The 24461-nt window shown below is 32.5% G+C and carries 20 protein-coding genes; 5 read left to right on the top strand and 15 right to left on the bottom strand.

Going from position 1 to position 24461, the window contains the following annotated elements:
- Complete coding sequence (gene porZ, locus AC1EUY_RS07220) at positions 1 to 2334, bottom strand: type IX secretion system anionic LPS delivery protein PorZ (RefSeq protein WP_480194841.1); 2334 nt, start codon at positions 2332 to 2334, stop codon at positions 1 to 3.
- Positions 2335 to 2414: 80 nt separating this feature from the next.
- On the opposite strand from porZ, the gene AC1EUY_RS07215 reads away from it, so the two are divergent.
- Positions 2415 to 2891 (top strand): CYTH domain-containing protein, encoded by a 477-nt coding sequence (locus AC1EUY_RS07215; RefSeq protein WP_480194840.1) that lies wholly within the window; start codon positions 2415 to 2417, stop codon positions 2889 to 2891.
- Between the two features lie 103 nt (positions 2892 to 2994).
- On the opposite strand, the gene AC1EUY_RS07210 is transcribed toward AC1EUY_RS07215, so the two are convergent.
- The 10 genes from AC1EUY_RS07210 to AC1EUY_RS07165 all read right to left on the bottom strand — a co-directional run bounded on the left by AC1EUY_RS07210 (position 2995) and on the right by AC1EUY_RS07165 (position 16609).
- Positions 2995 to 3237, bottom strand: coding sequence for a hypothetical protein (locus AC1EUY_RS07210; protein WP_480194839.1), 243 nt, complete (start codon positions 3235 to 3237; stop codon positions 2995 to 2997).
- Positions 3238 to 3361: 124 nt separating this feature from the next.
- Positions 3362 to 4693 carry a sensor histidine kinase gene (locus tag AC1EUY_RS07205; RefSeq protein ID WP_480194838.1) on the bottom strand — a complete coding sequence of 444 codons (1332 nt, stop codon included), beginning with the start codon at positions 4691 to 4693 and terminating at the stop codon, positions 3362 to 3364.
- Positions 4693 to 5433: a LytR/AlgR family response regulator transcription factor gene (locus AC1EUY_RS07200; RefSeq protein WP_480194837.1), complete on the bottom strand. Its 741-nt coding sequence runs from the start codon at positions 5431 to 5433 to the stop codon at positions 4693 to 4695. Before AC1EUY_RS07200 ends, AC1EUY_RS07205 begins: the two co-directional genes overlap by 1 nt.
- 234 nt (positions 5434 to 5667) lie before the next feature.
- The gene (locus AC1EUY_RS07195; RefSeq protein WP_480194836.1) at positions 5668 to 8628 is read right to left on the bottom strand and encodes an OmpA family protein; all 2961 of its coding nucleotides are present in this window, start codon (positions 8626 to 8628) and stop codon (positions 5668 to 5670) included.
- Positions 8629 to 8807: 179 nt separating this feature from the next.
- On the bottom strand, positions 8808 to 9359 hold the full coding sequence (locus AC1EUY_RS07190; protein ID WP_480194835.1) for an OmpH/Skp family outer membrane protein: 552 nt from the start codon (positions 9357 to 9359) through the stop codon (positions 8808 to 8810).
- Positions 9360 to 9577: 218 nt separating this feature from the next.
- On the bottom strand, positions 9578 to 10444 hold the full coding sequence (locus AC1EUY_RS07185; protein WP_480194887.1) for a class I SAM-dependent methyltransferase: 867 nt from the start codon (positions 10442 to 10444) through the stop codon (positions 9578 to 9580).
- A gap of 36 nt (positions 10445 to 10480) precedes the next feature.
- Positions 10481 to 12352, bottom strand: coding sequence for a tRNA uridine-5-carboxymethylaminomethyl(34) synthesis enzyme MnmG (gene mnmG / locus AC1EUY_RS07180; RefSeq protein ID WP_480194834.1), 1872 nt, complete (start codon positions 12350 to 12352; stop codon positions 10481 to 10483).
- A gap of 38 nt (positions 12353 to 12390) precedes the next feature.
- Positions 12391 to 12807: an rRNA maturation RNase YbeY gene (gene ybeY, locus AC1EUY_RS07175; protein WP_480194833.1), complete on the bottom strand. Its 417-nt coding sequence runs from the start codon at positions 12805 to 12807 to the stop codon at positions 12391 to 12393.
- On the bottom strand, positions 12800 to 16003 hold the full coding sequence (locus AC1EUY_RS07170) for a DUF4175 family protein (protein WP_480194832.1): 3204 nt from the start codon (positions 16001 to 16003) through the stop codon (positions 12800 to 12802). The genes ybeY and AC1EUY_RS07170 overlap by 8 nt, the downstream gene beginning before the upstream one ends.
- Before the next feature lie 216 nt (positions 16004 to 16219).
- On the bottom strand, positions 16220 to 16609 hold the full coding sequence (locus tag AC1EUY_RS07165; RefSeq protein ID WP_480194831.1) for a hypothetical protein: 390 nt from the start codon (positions 16607 to 16609) through the stop codon (positions 16220 to 16222).
- Between the two features lie 103 nt (positions 16610 to 16712).
- Here AC1EUY_RS07165 and gltX point away from each other — a divergent pair, with 103 nt between their 5' ends.
- Complete coding sequence (gene gltX, locus AC1EUY_RS07160; RefSeq protein WP_480194830.1) at positions 16713 to 18284, top strand: glutamate--tRNA ligase; 1572 nt, start codon at positions 16713 to 16715, stop codon at positions 18282 to 18284.
- Between the two features lie 46 nt (positions 18285 to 18330).
- Entirely contained in the window at positions 18331 to 19236 is a 906-nt protein-coding gene (locus AC1EUY_RS07155; RefSeq protein WP_480194829.1) for a spondin domain-containing protein, read from the top strand.
- Here AC1EUY_RS07155 and AC1EUY_RS07150 read toward each other — a convergent pair.
- On the bottom strand, positions 19223 to 19576 hold the full coding sequence (locus AC1EUY_RS07150; protein WP_480194828.1) for a 6-phosphogluconate dehydrogenase: 354 nt from the start codon (positions 19574 to 19576) through the stop codon (positions 19223 to 19225). The two genes, AC1EUY_RS07155 and AC1EUY_RS07150, sit on opposite strands and share 14 nt — an antisense overlap.
- 95 nt (positions 19577 to 19671) lie before the next feature.
- Here AC1EUY_RS07150 and AC1EUY_RS07145 point away from each other — a divergent pair, with 95 nt between their 5' ends.
- Positions 19672 to 20613: an SPFH domain-containing protein gene (locus tag AC1EUY_RS07145; protein WP_480194827.1), complete on the top strand. Its 942-nt coding sequence runs from the start codon at positions 19672 to 19674 to the stop codon at positions 20611 to 20613.
- A 124-nt stretch (positions 20614 to 20737) separates the two neighbouring features.
- Positions 20738 to 21124 carry a hypothetical protein gene (locus AC1EUY_RS07140; RefSeq protein WP_480194826.1) on the top strand — a complete coding sequence of 129 codons (387 nt, stop codon included), beginning with the start codon at positions 20738 to 20740 and terminating at the stop codon, positions 21122 to 21124.
- Between the two features lie 52 nt (positions 21125 to 21176).
- Here the strand turns inward: AC1EUY_RS07140 and tatA are convergent, their stop codons facing one another.
- The 3 genes from tatA to rnr form a co-directional block, all read right to left on the bottom strand.
- Positions 21177 to 21359, bottom strand: a complete 183-nt coding sequence (tatA, locus tag AC1EUY_RS07135) for a twin-arginine translocase TatA/TatE family subunit (protein ID WP_480194825.1) — start codon at positions 21357 to 21359, stop codon at positions 21177 to 21179.
- Between the two features lie 49 nt (positions 21360 to 21408).
- Positions 21409 to 22113, bottom strand: a complete 705-nt coding sequence (locus tag AC1EUY_RS07130) for a head GIN domain-containing protein (protein WP_480194824.1) — start codon at positions 22111 to 22113, stop codon at positions 21409 to 21411.
- A gap of 84 nt (positions 22114 to 22197) precedes the next feature.
- Positions 22198 to 24396 carry a ribonuclease R gene (gene rnr, locus AC1EUY_RS07125; RefSeq protein WP_480194823.1) on the bottom strand — a complete coding sequence of 733 codons (2199 nt, stop codon included), beginning with the start codon at positions 24394 to 24396 and terminating at the stop codon, positions 22198 to 22200.
- Positions 24397 to 24461: the final 65 nt, after the last annotated feature.

Raw genomic sequence — 24461 nt, 5'->3', positions numbered from 1 at the left:
TTAATTGATAATTGCAATTTTAGTAGTTGCTGTTTCGGAAGCATCAGGTAATGAAAGTAATACGATATAAACTCCTGAAGCTACTTTTCTCCCTGCCAAATTGGTTTTGTTCCAAACGACTTTACCTCCTTTAAGTTCTTGACCCTCAATCACGTTTGTTTCATAAACCAGTCTCCCTGCAGCATCTAATATTTTTACGTTGGTTCCTCTTGGTAAATTAGTGCCATTTCTACCATCGATAGTCACTGTATTGTGCTCTCTTCTTACTGGATTAGGATACGCATATACTTCACCTAATGTGTTCCCAAAAGGTGCTACATTATTATTAAAAGCAACAATACCCTTATTAGTGGCAAAAAATACCTTGCCTGTAGTATCATCTACCTTAATTTTTACCACTTTATTAGAGGGTAGCGGTGAATTGTCTTTATTAAAATTAAATAATGTTTCTTGTCCCGAAGGATTTGTTCCTAAAACACCCCCGGTGTCTGTACCAAACCATTTATTATCTGCCCCATCTATAGCAATACTATTCACACTTTGTTCTCCTAGCAAGCGTTTTGCTATACCATCGTCGTCAATAATAACGGGTGCTGCATCTATAATATCGCTATCAAAAATTCCGTTAGCATTAGAAAATACCACGAGTCCCTTTTGAGTACCTATCCAAATTCTATTGTTTCGATCAACTGCTACAGTACGCACATTAGGATCGGGTAATGATCCTTTCGTAGCTTCTGCCTTTAAAGCTCTTTTACGATCTCCTGTTTCATTATATGCTAACAGACCATTTCTTCTAGTACCGATCCAAACTGTATTTGTTTTATCTATTACTAACTCTGTTAACCCTAAAGCATTATTGTCAATTAGACTATTTAAATCGTAACCCGTCCACGTTCCATTAGAGCTTAGTTTTTTTAGTCGTTCGGCCAATAACCCATTCGTTACCCAAAGATTTCCTTGGTTATCAAATGCGGTTCCGTTTACTCTAATACTTCTATAGTCTGGAAGGCTAGAGATAAGAATTGATTCTAGTCCGCTATTGGTTTGATTCAGGAATACTTGTGGCTCATCATTTTCAATAACAAGGATTCCGCCAGTATCTGCTAAATTATCTGGATCATTCTGAGACCAAGAACTTATATAAGCTTTATCTTCATTATTTGGATCTACCGTTACATGTACCAAATCTCTTGCAGGAAAATTAGCATTAAAAGGAATATTTATCCAGTTTTCTCCATTGAAATGATCAACAGATGCTGCTGTTCCTCGAGGTGTAAATGCGGCATCATAGCCCCCGTAAACAACCCAGAGGTTTTTGTTTTGAGCTGTAATTGAAAACACATCGTTAGAGACTGGACCTTCAGGATGAATTTCATTAAAATTTGCCTCATTAATTTCTCTTTCTAAAATACCAAAAGTCGTTGTAGCTAAATAAATAGATTGGCCTTCCGCGAACACATTATTAAGGGTAAAATTATAGGGCTCTGTTGCATCAATAACAATTGATTGATTTAGGTTTGTATCTAAGAAAATAGCCTGATCTTGAGAACTTATACCTAAAAAATCATTAGAGGCTTTTAAATTATTTATATTTTCTGTTGTTGTAATTATAAGCTGAAGCGTATTTGTGGGTGATATTTCATATAAACTTGATGCAGTACTTGTAAAAAGCTTGTTGTTAAACACTTCAAGCGTTCTAAAATCTCCCAGTAAATTTCCTTGAGGTTGTATCCAGTTATTAAAATCTATTAGGTTTGGGCTATTAATATCGGCATAGAATATTCCTGTTGAACTTGCGGCATAAATAGTATCATCAAGAACTTCTATTTGCTGAACGTTAACTTCAGAAGAGCCATTTCCAATAAAATACGTATCGCCAAACTGTAAGTTTTCAATGTCATAAACAACAATAGCGAAAGGAGTCGCTATGTATAATTTTCTTTCATATTCAGTAATGTCGTTAATTCTTTTGTTACCAATAATACTGAGTCGTTGAATGTCATTAGCAATTGTGATATTACCATTCTTGTCTATAACCTCAATAAGACCCGTTTCGTAACCAATTACTAATCGCTCAGATGCTTCATCAAAATAGATGCTCGAACTAGTCTCACCAGATAATCCTTGAATTGAAGATCGTTTTTCTAATTCTTGGGTAGCTACATCATAAATAAAAACGGCATTGTCTACAATTGCATAAATTTTGGTATCAATCTTTGTAAAATTCTTTACATTGTTGTAAGAGTAAAAATCTTCCCAACTATCAGAAAAATCTACTTGTGCCCAAGTAGGTGCAGAAATCAATAAAATACCCAAAAGGAATCGCTTCATACGTAAGGAAATGTTTTTCAAAGATATTTAATATTCATCTAACCTTAAAAATGTATTTTTAGTGAAAATTATACTTGCTAATGAATCTAGAGATAGAGCGAAAATTTTTGGTGAAATCTAGTGATTTTAAAAATGATAGCTACGAATCTTATCCTATTAAACAAGGTTTTTTAAATTCTGATAAAGATAGAACTGTACGGATAAGAATCACTGATAAAAAAGGATTTATCACAATAAAAGGAAAATCGAATACAACTGGTACCAGTCGTTTCGAGTGGGAGAAAGAGATTTCTATCATCGAAGCTGAAAAATTATTGCTATTGTGTGAGCCTAGTATCATATCAAAGACTCGCTATTTGGTTAAAAAAAATGAACACCTTTTTGAGATAGATGAGTTTTACGACGATAATGAGGGTTTAACTATTGCAGAAATAGAGTTGGATCATGAAAACGAATCATTTGAAAAACCCGCTTGGCTTGGTAAGGAAGTAACAGGAGTCATCTCATATTACAACTCTCAGCTAAGTAAAAATCCTTATACAAATTGGAAAAAATAAACCCCAAATGTTTCCATTTTGGGGTTTGCATCTAAGTTTACTTAACTATTCTCTTTTTCATAGTAATTTTCCACTAAGTCGGTGATAGCTAGCGACATTTATTTTAAGCAGATGATGTACTTTCTATTGATTTAAATAACCAAGAAATTCCTTTTTTAACATAAATAACGTTTTTGAGAACTTCTTGTTTTTTTAACTTTATCTTTACGGTACGAACATAAAGTGTTTCGTTTACTTTTTGACGGATGCTTCCGCTACCCACGAAACTTACCTCTTGTTGATTTTTTTCATCAACATGTTGTAATATTTCTGAGTCCGAAGGCTTAGAAAATGTTATGATAGACATTAGAAAAGGGGTTCTGTTATAGTTTCAAATCAAAGATACATCAAAAATTGACTTTTCGAATCTATAAAAAATAATTGAAGTGAATTTTTTAATAAATGGTTCACTTTTATGAATAAATGGAAATTTAGATTGTTTTAGGAAATTTTATAGTGACCTTAGTTCCTGATCCTTCATTATCAGAAATATCTTCTAAAACTACATACACTTTTTTATTTTGATAGAGAAGTTTAATACGGTCTTCAGAGGTTTTAATGCCAAATGATTTTCTGGCAATTCCAGAAGATTTTTTGTTCTGTTTCGATTGCTCAATGCCAATACCGTTGTCTATAATCTCACATCGAATATTATCATCATCATTGTAAATTGATAAAGAAATCTTTTTATCATCTTTTTTATTTACAAAACCATGCCAAATGGCATTTTCAACATACGGTTGAATAAATAAAGGTGGTACTTGTATCGAATCTAAATCGATATTATCATCTACTGTAACTATGTAATCAAAGCTACCTATCATACGCATTTGTTCGAGTTTTACATACAATCCCAGAATACCTAATTCTTCACTTAACGGAATAGAGAGACTTGATGATTTCTGCAATATTTCCCGAATAAGTCTTGAAAATTTTGTGATATAATCTGAAGCTTTTTCAGGGTTATTTTGAAGAATAAAATTATTGATAGAGTTTAAAGAGTTATATAAAAAATGAGGATCCATCTGACTTTGCAAAACGGTCATCTTTAAACCAGACATTTCTTTCTTTTTAATCTCGAGATCGTCTTCGTTATGTTTCTTTTTCTCTTCTAAGTAGCTAACCCTAGCCCCTACTATTAATGCAAACATGGTTACCTCTATAATGGCTCCTATATAAGCAAAAAACATTGGGTCAACTTTATATTTCGAAAAGATCTCTTCTCCTAAAGCTATCGGTAGTAATAAGCTAAAATTCGCTAATACTACGTATGCTAAAGAGCCTATAATGAAAAAAGTAACATGCTTTCCTTTTATTTTGGTAAGTACTATATATGTTAGTAATGTAAAAACCGTAAAAATTGGTACGATCGTAATAAACAGTTTTTCCTGATATTGATAGGTAAAAAATATTTGAATCAGAATAAATACAATTGAAAGTGCAAAAAATAGCTTGTATTCAATTCTTAGTAATATGTCCCAATCGGGAATTTTTGTACGACTTTGCAAAAGACTTCTGGCAAAAAGCACATAGCAACCAAATGCTAAAAATTGCATAGAAAAATTAATGTAACTATATATCCAAAGATATTCTTCAGGGCAAATAGGTTTGCAGAAATATAGAAATAAAAGTAAAAGATATAGACTATAAAAAAGGTAGGTTTTAGACTTGTTTTGCAGATAAATCATTAAATGATAAATAGCAAGAATCAAAAAAGCTCCTCGAATCCAGGAGTAAAATTCTGAAGTAAGATCTAATAGCATTAATCAATAGCTAGCTTTTCTATTAATTCACTCTTCTTGTTTCTACTTATACTCGCGCTCATACCATTACTCATAATCAATTCACCTCCAAGACTTTTTAAATACTCTTTGATATGGTTCATATTGATCAAATATGAATTGTGCACTCTGAAAAATTGAGGAAAGTTAAATTTTCGCTCTACGTCTTTTAGTGTTTTAGAAACTAAGATCGATCGATCATCTGTTAAAAAGATGGTGGTGTAGCTTTTGTCAGATTTTAACATGACTACCTCTTCCTTATCTAATAAGTAAATTTTACCATCTGCAGCAATGTTTATTTTATCTGTAGTTGCGGGACTTAAGTTAGAAAATAGTGACTTTAATTTATCTTCAAGTTTACTTTCTGTTTTCGTAGCTGTCGCTTTTTCTAAAGCAGTTATCAATTCATCTTTATCTACTGGTTTCAGTAAATAATCAATTGCTGAAACTTTGATTGCTTTTAACGCAAACTCATCATGTGCCGTAGTAAAAATGAGTTTAAAATCTTTGTATGATAGTTGCTTTAATAATGAAAAACCATCCATTTCAGGCATTTCAATATCTAAGAAAACCAAATCTGGTTTTTCTCTATTAATCACTTCAATACCTTGTGCAGGTGAATTACATTTAATAATCTGTAAATCTTCTGCATAGCGGTTCAGTTTCCATTCTAATGCTTCTAGCGCATTAACCTCGTCATCTATAAGAACGGTTTTCAACATTATTCTAGGGTTTTCGGTTAATTGTTTCTAATATTATACCGTTTATAAGTAAATATTAACTGGTTGTTTTAAACATATAACGTTATAAAACCAAAGTTATTCTGTGATCGCAATTGTTCTTTTATTTTTAAGCTTGATTAGATAATTATCAAAACAAGAATATTATATGTAGGTAATCACTAACTATATTATGTTGAAGCTTGCGCAGAAAAGTATTGTAAAATTGAGTAGTTTTTAGCTCAATTCGAACATTTCTAGTCCTACTGGATATCCTTCTATATAAATAATCACCGTGTAAGGTCCACTTGTTATTTTTTGTAGAAATCTATCTGTAATTAACGAAAGATTTAAGAAGTCGTTATTATAGTAAGCATTTGTTTTTTCAGTATATGTAAGCTGTTTTCCATCATTCATTTCAAATGTTCCTTTTCTATTAAGAATTTGACCTTCTGGATTTTGAATTAAAATAAATACTTCTTTATATCCTGGTGTGATCTGATTGTTGTTTTTAATTTGAAAATTAATACGCATCACATCAACATTCTTAGCTGAGCTGGTAATAATGTATTTACCATTTCTCTTAACTGACATGGGTGATACATCTATTGCATTTACAGAAAGAATCTCCTTTTTATCGATATCTTTAGTACTTGCTTCGAACTGTTTTCTTACTTCAGCTGCCTTTTGAGAAAACGAGGTTTTTGGAGGTTTTTTAGTAGAAACTTTGTCAACCAATCGTTTGCTATTGGTTTCATTTCCGCTATACGAATCGAAATCGTCAGATTCGTCAAATAGGTTTCTTGAAACGTTACTTATACTGTTTTCGTCTTTGGTAAAATCTCTATTAAAATTATTGTAAGAAATCGCTTCATTTTCTAAGACAATATTCTTTTCTTTAACAGGTTCTAGGGTTTGGTTAGAAACAACAAAATTAGACACAGGGGTTAGTCTATTTTCTAACTTTTCTGGTTTTTTTGTTGTCATCGCCAAAGGTTCAATCTTTTCTAATTTTTGAACTTGTGTGACCTCTTTCGTCGATTCGAGTACAGAAGCAGTTGTTAATTTATCTTTACCAACGTCGTCATTAATACTATTTTCAGCTACTTTTGTGTCTAGACCTACTATCTTTTCTGTTTTTTTAGCAACCTCATTATTTAGTGAGGCTTTTTTAATATTGACTTTTGATACATTGTTATATATGGCCGCTTTTTGCTCCTCGTTATCAGCAGTAGCTACTTTTGTTATTGGTTTTGTAATTTCCTTTTCTTTTTGGTCAATACTTTTATCAATGACATTGGTTTGTGTTACTAGATTTTCAGGTTGAACTTGAGTGACTTCTTTCGCATTATTTTTAATCACATTTTTAGAAATTAATTTCTCTTTTGGTTCTTCAACTTCTGGCTGCTGAGGTTCTTCTTCTTTAGCTGGGGCTTCTTCAGCTTCAATGACGCTTCCTTCATCACCACTAACATCTAATGTTTCCTGTTTTTCATCTTCTTGAGCGAATGTAATTCCAGCAGTGGATGTTTCTTCAACAGTCTTGGTACTAGCTTCTTTTTTCTTTTCAGCTACTGTAGTGGTTTTCGAACTTTTTAATAACGGAGCATTATTATCTACGGGTATATCATTTAACACCTGCTTATTCATAATTACGAACTCTGTTCTCCTATTCAATCTGTGCTTTTCTATACTGCAACGAACACCATCTTGACAGTTGTTTATTAACTGACTTTCGCCATATCCTTTCGCTGTAATTCTACTTCTATCTATTCCTTTTGAAACAATATAATCAACCGTCGCTTTTGCTCTTTTTTCAGATAATCGCTGATTGTATGATTTCGATCCTCTAGCATCTGTATGTGAAGCAGATTCTACAATTAATGCCGGATTCTCCTTCATAATTTCTACAATCTTATCTAACTCAGTAGCAGCTTGCGAAGAAATAGTATACTTATCAAATCTAAAATAGATTGGGTTTACATTAATTACCACTTTTTCTGGTGTAACTTGCTTAATTTCCTTAGTAAGTAACTGATTAATTTCTAATGGAGGAGCGCTATAATAGTTTGCTGTATTTACAATATGCTCTTCTTTAGTGTAATTTGTCTTATCTGCAGTTACCGTATAGGTATTTCTACAGCTTAGCGTAAACTTATAGTTACCACTTGCATCAGATGTTAGTGTTTCTACAACATTACCTTCTTCGTCAAGTATATTAATTGATGCATCAGCAATTAGATTTTCTGTTTCTTGGTCTCTTACCGTACCTACAATCTCTTGCATACATTCTTTGGGCTCTTCTGGCTCAATATAGAATGAGTAAATATCGTCGTTGGCTCTACCTTGTAGTCTGTTTGATGAGAAAAACCCTTTGTTGTCTGCATTTACAATATACGCGTAATCATCATTCAAACTATTAATAGGTGATGAAAGATGTAATGGTTCAGAAATTGCGTTTTCAAATACTTCACTAGCATATACATCCATATTTCCCAAACTATCATCTCTTCCGTTAGAAGAAAAATACAGGAAGTTATTATCTGCTATAAAAGGTGTTGTTTCGTTTCCTGAAGTATTGATCTTATCTCCTAAATTTACAGGCTCTCCAAAAGATCCGTCTTCTTTAATGTCAACATAAAAAAGATCACTACCACCAAATGATGGAGCAGCATCAGAAACAAAATACAAGCGCGTATGATCTTTGTTAATTGAAGGATATCTATATGAATATTGCCGTTTATTAAAAGCTACTTTTTCGATGTTTGTCCAATCACCATTCTCATTAACAGAGGCTTTGAACAATTCATATTTTACTTTTTTTGATTTTCTTCTGGCATATTTATTCTCAGAAAAATAAACCGTTTTTCCATCCTTTGAGAACGTTGCTCCAGATTTGCTCGTTTTAGATTTACTAGCACCTTCAGCTTTAATTGCTTTTTTGCTGATGATTGCCCCGTTTTCATCAATTTCGCCTTTATAAAATTCTAATAACGGATTATACTTATCTGTATTAATTATTTTACTTGTTGGAGTGGTGGCAAAAACAACTTGATTGTCGCTTAAAAAAGTAACACCTATATCAGGATTACCAGAATTAATGTCTAGATACTTAATATGATGTTTACCCGTTGAAGTTTGAGCTTTAGTTAGTACACTAAAACACATTAAAATTGCTAATAATGTGTATTTTTTCATGATATTTCGGTTCATTTAGTTCTATCAATAACGAAGAAATATTCGTTTAAGTATCTAAAAATGTTAATTAGTTGTTGAAAAATGCAAAAACGGTGCTAAAATAACTCTTCTTTCTCTTCGTTAAAACAAAAAAAGCACTGCATAAAACAGTGCTTAATACCTTGATAATTAATGATTTGTTAATTTATCGTGTCTTTTTCTTCAGATTTGGTTGTTGTATTTCCTTTTTTATACGAGTCATTTAAGGCTTCGAGTATCTCATCTGTTAAATCAGATTGTGAATCACCATAGATAACTGATTTTGTTTGATCATTAGTTCCTAAAATATAAGTAAAACCGTTCTTTTTAGCGTAATCAGCTACAAAGTCTTCAAAATCTTCATTGATCTCTTCCATCTTCTCTTGACCAAATTTCTGAAGTTCTTGTTGAGCGGCCTGCTGACTTTGACTTAACACTTGCTGTTGTTGTAATAAATTATTTTCTGTGGCTTGTCTTTCTTTAGCAGACATTCTTCGTCCTTTTTCTTGATATGCTTTAAGACCTGTTTGATAGTTAATAGCTAATTGATCTAGAGATTTTTTCATCTCTTCTTCCTTTTTATCCATTTCCTTTTGTGCGTCTTTCATTCCTTTATACTCTTTCATTACTTCTTCTACATCTACATACGCTATTTTTGTTTGGCTGCATGACATTGCTAATAATGCAACTGCAACTATCCATATTTTTTTCATTGTCTTGTTTTTAAAATTTGCGCAAATATATAAAAATAGGTAAGGCTTATCGTTTAAAAATTAACTATAAGTAAAAATTATTAATAAATAACTACTCATAATTTTTCGTTATATAAAAAGACACTATAATTGTGTTCTTACAACCCTAATCTTTAGCTTTAGTAGTAAATAATACTTCGGAAGTTATAAAAACCCCTTAAATCGTCTTAAAATGTCTTTTAGGCGTTTTTTATAATATAAATAAGCGAAGAATACTCTTTAGACTTAAAGGCCTTACTATTTGACTTTAATCCGATGTAAAAAGCTTTGATCGGATTCATGGTTCCGGTTTTATATTTCTCGGAAAGTAAGCTTACATAAAAGGCATCGAATTTCATAGGTACTACTTTTTCAGTTTTCATCGCTTCTTTAGCAAATAATTTTTTTATTGCTGTTCTTGAAAAATGCCATAGGTGCCTCGGCACATCGTATGCTGCCCAAAATTCCTTATAATATTTAGCATCATAGCTCTTATGATTCGGAACCGCTATGATGAGTGTTCCATTAGGCTTTAGTATTTTTTTTAATTCTACGATTGTTTCTTGAAGATTGGGCACGTGTTCTAATACATGCCACATCGTAATAACATCAAATGTTATATTATTAACCTCTTTACTACTGCCAAATAATTTTGCCTTTAATTTTTCTTGAGCGATTTCTCTTGCCTTAGTATTAGGTTCAATTCCGTTTACTTTCCAACCTGCTTTTTGACATGCTACTAAAAAATCACCCGTGCCAGCCCCAAAATCAAGTATACTTTTCTCTGTGCTTGAGAAAGCATCTATGAGTTTAATTTTCTTTTTTATTGTGTAATTTCTAACAAGTTGATACGCTTTATCAAACAGTGACTTTTTAGCGTCTGAATGTGAAATATAATCTTCACTTTCATAAAAGCGTCCTAAATTTTCATTCTGTGGTCTAGGGGAAGTAATTAAAAAATCATTTACTTCATCTTTTAGAATCGTAAATTTTTCTTTTGAAACCGTATAGTCTATACAGGAAAGAAATGGTTTTAATTGAGAATTATCTATTGGAGAATTATCTATATGTTTCACGTGGAACACTTATTAAATTAAACCGAATTATCTCCCCATATACACTAAAAGCACAGAAACATCGCTTGGCGAAACACCAGATATTCTACTTGCCTGACTAATACTTGTCGGTTGTATGTTGCTTAATTTTTCTCTTGCTTCATAAGAAAGAGACTTTACTTTGTAGTAATCAAAATTAGATGGGATGGTTATATCTTCTAACCTGTTTAACTTATCAGCATTATTCTTTTCCTTCTCGATATAACCAGCATATTTTACATGTATTTCTGTTTGCTCTATAATTTCATTATCAATATCATTATCAATAATGAAATCATTAACTCCTTCAAACTGGCGCACATCATTAAAATCTAATTGAGGCCTAGCGGCTAGTTTAAACATTTTCATTGACTGAGAAACTTCTGCAGAGTTTTTTTCTAAAAGTATTGTATTCACCTTTTCTGGTTTAATGCTGGTTTCTTTTAAATAATTTACAAACAAATCTGTTTTCTCTTGCTTTTCTAATACACGATTCATACGCTCTTGCGATGCTAAACCTATTTTATAAGAACGCGGTGTTAATCGTAAATCTGCATTATCTTGACGTAATAATGTTCTATATTCTGCTCGTGAGGTAAACATTCTATACGGCTCTTCAGTACCTTTCGTGATTAAATCATCTACTAGAACTCCTATATAAGCCTCATTTCTTTTTAATATAAAAGGATCCTTTCCCTTCACTTTAAGCGCCGCGTTAATACCAGCCATCATTCCTTGAGCAGCCGCTTCTTCATAGCCTGTAGTGCCATTGATCTGACCCGCAAAATATAAATTTTGCACAAGCTTCGTTTCTAAAGTATGGGTTAGTTGTGTAGGAGGAAAGTAGTCATACTCGATAGCATATCCGAACCTAAAAAATTTCACATTTTCAAATCCCGCAACTTTACGTAAGGCTTTATCTTGAACCTCTTCTGGTAATGATGTCGAAAATCCATTCACGTAAATCTCAACGGTATTCCAACCTTCGGGTTCTATGAATAGTTGGTGCCTATCTTTTGACGCAAAACGATCAATTTTATCTTCAATTGATGGACAATATCTTGGCCCTGTACTTTGTATTCTTCCGTTGAACATGGGTGATCTATCAAATCCTTCACGTAACAAATCATGCACATCATTACTGGTATAAGTCATATAACATGAGCGTTGTTTGGTTAAGGGTTTTGTGTTAGCGCTGTACGAAAATTTCTCTGGTTTTTCGTCGCCTGGTTGTTCAACCATTTTAGAGAAATCTAAAGAACGTCCATCTACTCTTGGTGGTGTTCCTGTTTTCATTCTTCCAGATGTAAATCCTAGTTTTATAAGATCTTCTGTGATACCAACAGATGCTCGTTCACCAGCTCTACCTCCGCCGAAATTTTTATCTCCAATATGTATCAATCCATTCAAAAAAGTGCCAGCAGTAAGAATAACCGACCTAGATTTAATCGTAATGCCTAGTGATGTCTTAACACCAACAATCTTATGGTTTTCAACAAGAAGGCTGTTAACCATATCCTGATAGAAATCAAGGTTTGGTGTTTGCTCAAGTCGTGTTCTCCATTCTTCTGCAAAGCGCATACGATCGCTTTGAGCCCTAGGACTCCACATCGCAGGCCCTTTGGACTTGTTCAACATCTTGAACTGTATAGCCGTATTATCAGTTACGATACCACTGTAACCTCCTAAGGCATCAATCTCACGAACTATTTGACCTTTTGCAATACCTCCCATCGCAGGATTACAACTCATCTGCGCAATGTTTTGCAAACTCATTGTAATTAGCAATGTTTTTGCACCTAAATTTGCGCTGGCTGCTGCTGCTTCACTTCCTGCATGTCCTCCGCCAACTACAATGACATCATACGTATTGCTAAACATACTATTTGATTATTAAAATGTTCCACGTGGAACATACATTATTTAAAAGTGCGCAAAGATAAGTAATAATCTTCTTTTGAGCGCATTAGCTTTTTATCTTCGTTGGTTTTGTCTTTGTATCCACAAAAATGCAAAACACCATGCGCCATCACCCTATGTAATTCATCCATAAATGAAGATTTAAAAATTAATGCATTCTCTTGAACTCTATCAATTGAAATAAATATATCGCCAGATATCAATTTTCCCATCGTATAGTCAAAACTAATAATATCTGTTAAAGTATTGTGATTCAGGTATTTAATGTTTTTTTCTAGCAAATAATCATCATCGCAAAAAATATATACTATTTCGCCTTCTTTATAAGATTCTTCATCAACAATTTGTGAAATCCATTCGGCTAAGAAGTTATCATTCTTAAGTTTAAAAGTTGTCTCTGAATAAAAACTAATCATTCGTTTGCTTAAAATAGTCTTGTACCTTCTTTTTATAATTATTTCGCAAAGGTAAGGGTTGCCTATTTAAGATTTCTTCTAGGTTAAAAAATTGTTTTTGCTGAAGCAGCTTTTCTATTTTTCGTTGTTGAAATGTTTTTTTATTTGATATGCCTTCTCGCTTATTGTCTTTGCCTTGCTTTAGTTCAGCATCATTTAATTTAAGCAATTCATATTCTAACTGTAGCATATTCTGAAGTACCTCATTCGTAAACCCTTTATCTAACAATTGTTCTTCGAGCTCTTTCATTTTCTCTAATGCCTTTTCTCCTTGTTTTCCATTCTTACCAGATTTATTCATTAGCTCTTCGAGCTGTTGTCTTAATTGCTGCTGCTCTTGATACATCTGATATTGTTGCCCGCTTAGCTGCTCTCTACCTTTACCCTGTTTGCTTTGTCCCTCATTACCATTTTTTTGTTCTTGACCCTCCTTACCTTCTTTTTCACCATCTTTCATACCTTCCTGCATTTGTTGCATCATTTGCTGTTGTTTTTGAATAATATCAGGTAGTTGAAAGTCATTTTGATTCTTTCCTTTACCTTGTCCAAAACTAGGGTTCTGCATACTGTTAAGCATATCGCTTAGCATATCGGCTAAGTTATTCGCTGCGGTCATTGTATATTGCTGATTCGAAGCACCTCTTTGCATTCTATTCTCTGCAATATTTTCTAGTGATTTATCAATATTGTAATGCGCATCCGCTACATCTTTTTGAATTTTAGCAGATAGTTTTTGTTGACGCATTGATAATACATACAAACTATCATCAATGTGTTCAAAATACTCTTTTAGCAATTGCTGTTTTTTTAACTTTTTAGGAAATGAAGGGTGCGCTGCATCAATACCGTTTAGTGAAAGCATCAGTGCTTCTTGATCTAATGAAAAAGTAACCAGATTTTCAAGTATAGCACGTAACGTTTCGATGTTCTCTTGCATCATTTCGCCTTGCATCGCAGCCATTGATTGCTGCATTTGCTGACTCATTTGTTGCATTTTTTTTCCTGCAGATCGTTGATTCTTTTTTGCTTCTTTTTTACGATCTTCCTTTGTATCAGAATTGTCCTTTCTTCTTTCAAACTCTTCAATCATTTCCTTTCGATCACCCTCATCTAACCCCATCTGAAATAAATCTTTCTTTGTTAGATTTTTAGGGTCTTCAAGCGTTTCTTCCAGTTTATTCTTAGCTCTATTCATTTCATCATCAACCTGTTCTTCTTCTTTCTTTAAGTCTGGTAAAGCCATCGGTTCACGTAACTGCTTATTCTGTTCGCGTAATTCTTCTAAATCTTTTTGCAGATCATCAAACTCTTTATTCAACTCTTTTTGCTTATCTGCATCGTTTTGTTCTTCTTCAGAAAGTTGCTCCTGTTTCTTAGATAATGAGTCTAGTTTATTCGCGATATCTGTTGCTTTTTTCTCTACATAGAATCGTTTTGTTAACTCTAACAACCGTTCAAGAGATCTCTTTTCTTGCTTCTGTTGCTCTGCTAATCTGTCTAATTTTTCTATTAAACCTTCTTTATCTAACTTCTCAGCTAGTTTTTTAAGTTCATCTAATAATTTCTGTTTTTTCTGAAGCTCTTTTGTTTCTTCTATTCTTTTTTGGAGTTCTTCTTTACGGTCTTGAATGGTTTCATCGTTTTCGTTTAACTCTTCTAAATTTTCCTTAAGCGCATCTGTTTGCTTTTCAAACATTTCTTGGTATTGTTCTTGGCGCTTTAAGAACTGATCAAATTCTTTTTTATCATTCCATTCAAGATTTGATTTCTTTTTTAACTTATCAGTAAATTCCTTAAAATCTTTGTTCAACTTTTCAGTGTTCTTAGCTGTTTTATCAAGCTTATCAAGACTCTCTTTCTGTTCTTTTAAAATATCATCTGATTGTTCTTGTTTTGTTTTATTGTGAAATTTAAAAACGGTACTTTTTGTGGATTTATTCCCGTTAACAACATCATTATCAAATACTTGAAAATAAAGCTCGTAATCTTTACCTGGTAGCATCTCGAGTTCTCCTTCAGGAACAAAAACATAATAAAAATCTTCGAAGGAAGATTTATTAATAGGGATCTCTTGTTTCTTTTTTTCTACTTTATTCTCAACATCATAATACACTATCTCTAATTTCGATAGGCCATAATCATCACTTAGCTGTCCTGCAAATTGTACTGGGCCACGAGATACAGAATCAATATCTGTCTTAATTAGAATTTTTGGATGCTCATCTTTTATTACCTGAATAGCATATTTTAATTGTTCATAATCTTTCAGCTTACTATTAGAAGTGTTGATCTGATAATTTAAATTACCCCTAACTTGTTTTGTAAGAGAAAAATTATCTTGTTCGAACTTTTCAAAAGGTTGATTATTCTTCGCTACAAAGTTTATCGAATCTGTTTGCTGAGCAGTAATGTTCCATGTGACACGAGTACCCTCAGGGATTACCGCGTTACCCGTATTATTTATTGTTTCATTCTTTTTTTGTGTATAGTTAGGATAATCTAGAAACATAGAAAAACCCGTAACGGTCGGTGTCTTTACTACCTGTATTTTGTATTCTCGTGAACGGATGTTATTTGCAGTTATATAGAAATTAACATCTTTTTTAAGATTTTCGAACTGATACTCGAACTTTCCCGCACCTAAATCGTTTAAAAAGTAGTTCTCTCCGTTAAAATAAATTTGTGCATTCTCAGGGGTAATACTGCCTAACGTTTCTACTTCAAGGGTAAAAGGATCCCCTTCTATAGATGTGAGATTAGTATTTACTATTCTAAAAGAAAATGGTGCTGGTGGTTCATAGGCCGTTTGGTAATTTACCACTCGTGTAAGACTTTCTTTAAAAATACTGTTATTCCCAGAAAGTAGGGTAAACAACCAAATTAAAATCGGAATGGCCAAGTATTTTAAATATTTTTTATTTGCTGTAAAATTGATTGCCGACTTAAAAGGAATTGGTTGTAATTGAAGTGATTTTTGCTCGATACTGGCTATGAATAATTCTGTTTTATTTTCTGATTCGTTAAGTTGTAATACGTTTAATAGTTTGTCGTCAACCTCCGGAAAGTGATTTCCTATGATTTTTGAAGCATCTTTTAACGTAATTCCTTTTTGTAAGCCAACTAGTTTTACTAATGGTACTACGATAAATCGAATCAATAAACCCAGTTCAACCGCTATAAACAAGAAAAACAAAACACTGCGCCAGCTAGGTGATAACCAGAGAAAATACTCTATGAACAACGTAAAAATAAAATATAATAAACCAAAGGCCATAAATAAAATTGCGCCTTTTATAAGTTCATTTGTATAATATTTTTTTATAAACTCCTGAAGTTTGGATTGTATGTTAATGAAATTCGTCAATATTATGGTTTATATATAACTATTAGCTTTTTTCGATTTTATATACGTTTTTAAAAGCCTAATTATAAAAACAAAAGAAGAAACAAATAATGAAAAAAATGCAGAAGTAATAAAAGCAAACTGTACTCCTGTATCATTAGTTATTTTCTTCGTCGCTTTCACTTTTTCTTCAATTGTAACAAGATTTCCCATTTCATAATTTGACCAATGATAAATACTTGAAATAACTGAGCCTAACATTAATAAACAGTACAATCCGAAAAAAACTACTCCAGAGATACATAGATTTCTTAAAATAGGCTTCCCCGTAAGATTACTCCTTACCACTAATAAAGCTATAAACCCGAAAAAACCAATTAAAATTGGAACTATCTGATAACCGAGACTAATATGCTCCATTTTTTTAAGAATTCCTCTACAAAAGATTTAATTGTTCTTTTATTAAACTCAAAATTACGATTTTGATTGTCATATGCTATCTTTGTAGCCTAATTTTAACAGAATGATTAACAAGGTTAGAGTTCGTTTTGCTCCAAGTCCTACGGGTCCATTACATATTGGTGGTGTTCGTACTGCTTTATTTAATTACTTATTTGCAAAAAAACATAAGGGTGACTTTATACTTCGTATCGAAGATACTGACCAAACACGTTATGTAGAAGGGGCTGAAGAATACATCGTTGAAGCACTTAACTGGTTAAACATTCCGTTTGATGAGGGACCAGAAATTGGAGGTGATTTTGGTCCTTATCGGCAGTCTGAGCGAAAAGCTATTTACAAAGAATATATTCAGCAATTATTAGAGTCTGGTAATGCCTATTATGCATTTGACACTTCAGAACGATTAGATTTTCATAGAAAAGATCATGAAGCTAAAGGGAAAACTTTTATTTATAATTGGCACAATCGTCTGAAATTAGACAATTCATTATCGCTTAGTTCAGAAGAAACTCAAAAACGTATTGATTCGGGTGAAAAGTATGTTATAAGATTTAAATCACCTCAGGATGAGACTTTACTGTTGAATGATATTATTAGGAGAGAGATAAAAATCGATACTAATATTTTAGATGATAAAATCCTTTTTAAGTCTGATGGTATGCCGACCTATCACCTAGCTAATATTGTAGATGATCATCTCATGCAAATTTCTCATGTAATTCGCGGTGAAGAATGGTTGCCTTCTTTAGCACTTCACGTGTTATTATACAGAGCTTTTGGTTGGGAAGCTCCTCAATTTGCACATTTACCTTTGATCTTAAAACCTGTTGGAAAAGGAAAGTTAAGTAAGCGTGATGGTGATAAATTAGGGTTTCCTGTATTTCCATTGGCGTGGGAAACCGATCATGGTATTTTACGAGGCTATCGTGAAGATGATTATTTTCCCGAAGCTGTTGTAAATATGTTAGCGTTATTAGGCTGGAACGAAGGAGATGGATCAGAAAAAGAAATCTACTCACTACAAGAGCTTATCGACTCTTTTAGTTTAGAAAATGTAAGTAAATCGGGAGCAAAATTTAATCCTGATAAAACAAAATGGTTTAACCAACAATACTTACAAACAAAGTCTGATAAAGAATTAACTAAATTATACTTACCTATCCTTGAAAAAGAATTAATAGCATATCAGGAGGCGAGTGATGAAGCTAAAGAGCAAATTGCTCAATTTTTAGAAAACAATAATGAGTATGTTACTAAGGTAATTGGTCTTATTAAAGAGCGTGCAACTTTTGTTAGTGATTTTTGGAAATTAGGGAATTTCTTTTTTGTGACACCAACTTCTTATGACGAAAAAGCTGCTAAAAAAGCGTTTAAAGAGGACACCGCTTCTTTAATGAATGCGCTAATTGAGGTATTGAACGAAATAGATGATTTCTCTACTGAACCTATACAAACTACTGTAAAATCATGGATTACTTCTAAGGAGATAGGATTTGGTAAAGTAATGATGCCTTTGCGATTAAGCTTGGTTGGATCTCTACAAGGCCCTGATGTTTTTGAAATAATAAACCTAATAGGTAAAGAAGAAACGATTAGTAGTATAGAGAGAGCTATAAAAAAACTTTCTGTGTAAGGTTTTATCATAAAGGGACGACTACTACACAATAGCTTTACTCACTATGATTCGTCTCTTCCTTTCAGGGTTTTTATTCCTATTATCGTTGTTTACCTTCGCTCAGTCTGCAACTTATACAATTGAATTTATAACTAATTGGAGCAGTACCACGCACCCCACAGATTACCCTGCTGGTGCTGCACACTGGTCTCCATTAGTTGGGGCATCTCACAAAAACGGTGCTCTAGTTTTTCAAGATGGTGCAACTGCAACCGATGGTATTGAACAAGTAGCAGAGACAGGAGGAACATCAACAATCACTCAAGAAATAAACGCTTTAATTGATGCAAATCTGGCTGATCAACGCATTGCTGGTTCAGGTTTGAGTAGCGGGCCAGGCACTATTACAATTGATAATATTACAATTAGTGCTGAATTTCCATACGTGAGTTTAATTACAATGATCGCCCCTAGCCCTGATTGGGTTGCAATGATTGGCAATCAAAAACTTACAGATGATAGTGGTAATTGGCAAACCTCTATCTCTGTAGATGTATATGCTTCTGACGCTGGAACTGATGCCGGTGTTACCTACACTTCTTCAAATAATGATATTACTCCACATGAACCTATAAAAACTTTAGAGGGTGTAACTCCTTTTTCTAATGCAATTATTGGCACATTCGTTTTTACGCTTCAAGAGGTTTTATCTACAAATGAAGAAACCTTACGTAAAACAATATCGGTATATCCTAATCCCGTTAGCGATGTGATACATATTAAAAATTCTAGTGATTTTAATCTTGAAAAAGCTGAGATTTATGCAGTCAGCGGAAAGAAAATACATGAGACCAATACTTTGCAAAACGGTAACACCATTTCGGTTAAGAGATTATCAAATGGTGTTTATTTTTTACGTCTTTACACAACTCAAGGCCGTTTTAATAAAAAATTAATTATTCAAGACTAGTAGTTTCAACCTTGGTAACAAAATATTTTGTATCACCTAACCACGGGAATGTGCCAAAACGTTCTTTATAAGTAAGTTTTACGGTTTGACCCTGCATGTTTTTTAATTTATCTATGACTTCTTTTTCTGAGCTTTCTACCGAAAAATTAAAGCGCTGTGATTCTGAAACACCTTGACTAATTTCTCCTTCCCAAGTTTTAAATAGTACTCCTTTGTGGCTAATTTTTATTAGCTCACCCGAACGGTATCCGTCGCTAAACGTGGCATAGTAAATAAACAAAAAATAGATGAGGGTAATAGCTACTATTATCGATATTAATATACCTACTATTTTCTTCATAAAAAGTATTTTATCCAAAAATAAAGAATCTCTTTATTAATTCTTAAATTTATAACATAAAATACAATTCATTAGTCAAATTAAAACTTAAAATCATGGAAGCACTTTTTGGTTATATCCCATTTATTTTTCTGGCTGTTTTTTTACTGCCTTTAATTTTCTTTATAGTTAAGCAACAAACCGCAGTTATCATTGAACGCTTTGGTAAATTTCAAAGTATTCGTCATTCAGGATTGCATCTTAAAATTCCATTAGTCGATAGAATCGCGGGTAGAATGAGTTTAAAAATTCAACAATTAGATGTAATTATTGAAACGAAAACACTAGATGATGTATTCGTAAAATTAAAAGTGTCTGTTCAATATAAGGTTATTAAAGACAAAGTGTATGATGCGTTTTATAAGTTAGATTATCCACATGATCAAATTACAAGTTATGTGTTTGATGTAGTTCGTGCTGAAGTACCAAAGATGAAACTTGATGATGTATTTGTTAAGAAAGATGATATTGCTATTGCTGTAAAATCAGAATTAAATGATGCAATGCTTGATTATGGTTTTGACATTATAAAAACGTTAGTCACAGATATTGATCCTGATCCACAAGTAAAAACTTCAATGAACAGAATTAATGCCTCTGAACGTGAGAAAATCGCTGCTCAGTTTGAAGGAGATGCTGCGCGTATTTTAATTGTAGAAAAAGCGAAAGCTGAAGCTGAAAGTAAACGTTTACAGGGGCAAGGTATTGCAGATCAACGAAGAGAAATTGCTCGAGGTTTAGAAGAGTCTGTAGAAGTATTAAATAAAGTGGGAATTAACTCTCAAGAAGCCTCAGCGTTAATCGTAGTAACACAACATTATGATACACTGCAGTCTATAGGACAAGAAACCAATAGTAATTTAATTTTATTACCTAATTCTCCACAGGCTGGTAGTCAAATGCTAAATGATATGGTTGCAAGTTTTACAGCAAGTAATCAGATAGGTGAAGCAATGAAAAAATCACAAAATAAAAAGCCTAGCGGTAAGAATGAATAATAAGTTCATCACAATACTTTTTTTTATATCGATTTCACTTTCTGCTCAGCATTAAAAGTTAAAAAAGTTTGCTTTTCGAGACGCAGAAATTGCAGCTTCTGCTACACTTAATGAAAATTATGAGTTGCTATTAAAGCATACATTTCCTGAAGTGGTGAAGGCGATGGGCGGTAAAGAAAATGCTATAAAAACTATCAAAGCTTCGATGCAAAGTATGAAACAACAAGGTTTTGTTTTTGAAAAAGCTGAAGTTATCGACATCTCTGATATCGTCAAAGAAGAAGGTCAATATCGTTGTTATGTACAAAACAACAATGTTATGAAGATGAATGATATGCGTATTCGATCTAAAAGTTTTTTATTTGGTGTATATGATTCTGACAATGAAATCTGGTATTTTATTGAAGCAGAAAAACTTAAAAACAAAGCCATGGTAGATAAAATATTACCTGGTTTTAAAACTTCATTAGAAATACCAAATGATGATATGAAAATGGAAAAGATAGAATAACAAAAAACCCGAAGTAGCTACTTCGGGTTTTCTATATATTTTATTTACGAATTTATTCCTTGACTTTTTCGTCTTCATCAGATTTGGAAGCGTCTTTAAATTCTTTAATTCCAGATCCTAATCCTCTCATAAGTTCTGGAATTTTTCTTCCACCAAACAATAATAAAACAACCACAACTATCAAAACTATTTGTGGAGTTCCAATCATTCCTAAAAATATTGCTGAAATCATCATAATCTTATCTATTTACCAAACAAAGGTACTAATTAATTCAAAACTAGTATTATTGTTCTTTGTTAATTATTTTACCACCAATTAATTTGTTTCTAGTAATTCTTTCAGGGTTTCCTTTATAATGAATTTCACCTCCAAAGCGAACATTGGCTTCTAAACGATCACTTACCATTACTTCTGCTCTTGCCCCAGATGCTGAAGTAACCTCTGCCATTTCACTTTGTAGTTCATACGATTCATAAATACCTCCTGTAGTAGCTTCAACTTCTTGGTTGATTACTTTTCCGCGTAAGCGAATTACTGCTCCTGAAACCGTCTTAACAGTAAGATATTTTATAGCTACATTTAAATGTATATAAGCTCCCTCTTGTGATCTTAATGTAACATTATCTTGCACAAATTGCTGATTTGAAGAAATGCCCGCTCCTTCATTTGCATCAATAATCTCTAAATCTCTATTATAATAGAGCTTAATAATTACATCTTTGTCATTATAGATCTCTGGAAATTTAAGATACACTTTTAATCTACCATTGGTATTTTTCACCGATAAATTTTCCTTCTTTTCTCCAAGTACTACAATCTTCTGTTCATCTGATCTAATCAGTTCTAAAGCAACTCCGCTAAATACTTTTACCATGTGAAAATCGCCTAAGTTGACTACTCTCTCATTTTTTTCTTGTGAAAAGCTTAGTGTAAAAGTGAAAAGAAAAATAATAAATAATCCTTTATTAAAAAGAGAATTAAAATTCATAAATAAAGTGTGTTTATATTCAAAGATAGCAACTAAATTTTAAAGCAATTAGTATTCTTATGTTGTTAAATTTTTTGTTAAATCTTAATATGCTATTAAGTCAAAATCTAAATGTTTACGCTCGAGGTCTGTATTTTTAACCTTTACAGTTACCTCATCTCCTAATTGAATTAGGTTTTGTGTAGATTGACCTACTAAGGCATACTGCTTTTCATCATAGATATAATAATCTTCTTTAATATCTCGAATGCGTACCATACCCTCACATTTATTTTCAATAATTTCTACATAAATACCCCATTCTGTAACGCCTGAAATTACTCCTTTAAATTCTTGATCTTGATGATCTTGCATATATTTTACTTGCATATACTTTATAGAATCTCTTTCTGCTTTTGCAGCAAGCATTTCTCGCTCAGAAGAATGTTCACATCGCTCTTCATAAATAGGTTGTTTTGGTGATTTACCACCGTCTAAATAGTGTTGTAATAATCGGTGTGTCATTACATCTGGGTAACGACGAATAGGGGAAGTGAAGTGAGAATAATAATCAAAAGCTAATCCGTAGTGCCCTATATTATCTGTAGTATAAACAGCTTTACTCATTGAGCGGATCGCTAAGGTTTCTATCATATTAGATTCTCCTTTTCCATGTACATCACTTAGTAACTTGTTTAGAGAATCTGATGTAGATTCTTTGGTTCTTGTATCGATACTATAACCAAATTTTGATATAATTGATTGCAATCCTGCTAATTTTTCTGGATCGGGCTCGTCATGTACTCTGTAAATAAACGTTTTATTACTAGGTCTTCCTTTTTCCTTACCAATAAATTCTGCAACTTTTCTATTCGCTAAGAGCATAAACTCTTCTATTAGTTTATTAGCATCTTTAGATTCTTTAAAATAAACACCAATAGGTTCTGCCTCTTCATTTAAGTTAAACTTTACTTCAACTCTATCAAAAGTAATAGCGCCATGTTTTAATCGCTTACCGCGGAGTTTTTTAGCGAGCTCATCTAGCTTTATTATCGCTTCTACTATGGTTTCATCAACTGTATATTCTTTTTCTGTTAAAGAAACGTTTTCTGGAATTATATTGTTTTTATTTTCTATGATTGCTTGTGCTTCTTCATATGCAAATCGCTTATCAGAATACGTAACTGTTCTACCAAACCATTGTTTTAAAATTTCGGCTTTTTCATTCATCTCAAAAACAGCAGAAAACGTTAATTTTTCTTCTTCAGGACGCAGTGAACAGACTCCGTTTGATAGCATTTCTGGTAACATCGGTACTACTCTATCGACTAAATAAACCGAGGTTGCTCTATGATACGCTTCATCATCTAAAAGTGTACCTGGTTTTACATAATGAGAAACATCTGCAATATGAATTCCAATTTCATAATTTCCATTCTCTAATTGGGTAAATGATAGTGCATCATCAAAGTCTTTGGCATCTTTCGGATCAATTGTAAACGTTAGATCATCACGCATATCCCTACGTTTCAAAATCTCCTCTTTGGTAATCTCTACAGGTAAATTTGAAGCTTCATTTTCTACATCATTTGGAAACTCATAAGGTAAATCGTATTCTACAAGAATTGAATGAATCTCTGTATTATGATCTCCTGGTTTACCTAGAACTTTTGTAATTTTTCCGAATGGATTTTTAGAATTTTCGGGCCAGTCGGTAATTGTTGCTACAACTTTATCTCCATGCTGAGCTTCTCCTAATTTTTGTTTTGAAATAAAGATGTCTGCATACATTTTATCATTATCAGGTAATACAAATCCGAAATTCTTACTCAATTGTAAAACACCTACAAATTCCTTCTTTGCACGTTCAAGAACTTCAATAACCTCTCCTTCAAAACGATTGTTATTACGTCTTTTATAGACATACACTTTTACAAGATCATTATCTAATCCTTTATTTAAATTTATAGAGGGTATAAATACATCATGTTCTAAGTCATCGCAGATAAAATATGCGTTACCACTTGAAACTACATCTAAAATACCTGTACGATAATGTTCGTTTTGAATGATTTGGTACTTACCTCTCTCAACTTCTTTAATTCGTTCTTGTTGTTTTAGCTCTTCTAATTTTTTAATAACTTGTTGTTTATCTTTATGATCTTTAACATCAATACCTGCTGCAACCTGCTTGTAGTTGAATGATTTTGTTGAATTTTTATTTAAGAATTTTAAAATTTTTGAAGCTAAATCTTTAATTACACTTCCTTTTTTTTTATAAAATTCTTTTCTCTTTTTTGGCATGAATATTTGGTTGATTAATAAATTTAAATGTACAAATTATTAGTTTGCATGAATAGAAAGAAAAT

The sequence above is a fragment of the Maritimimonas sp. 2210JD6-3 genome, assembly GCF_056591795.1.
This window is presented reverse-complemented; position numbering and strand designations above follow the sequence as displayed.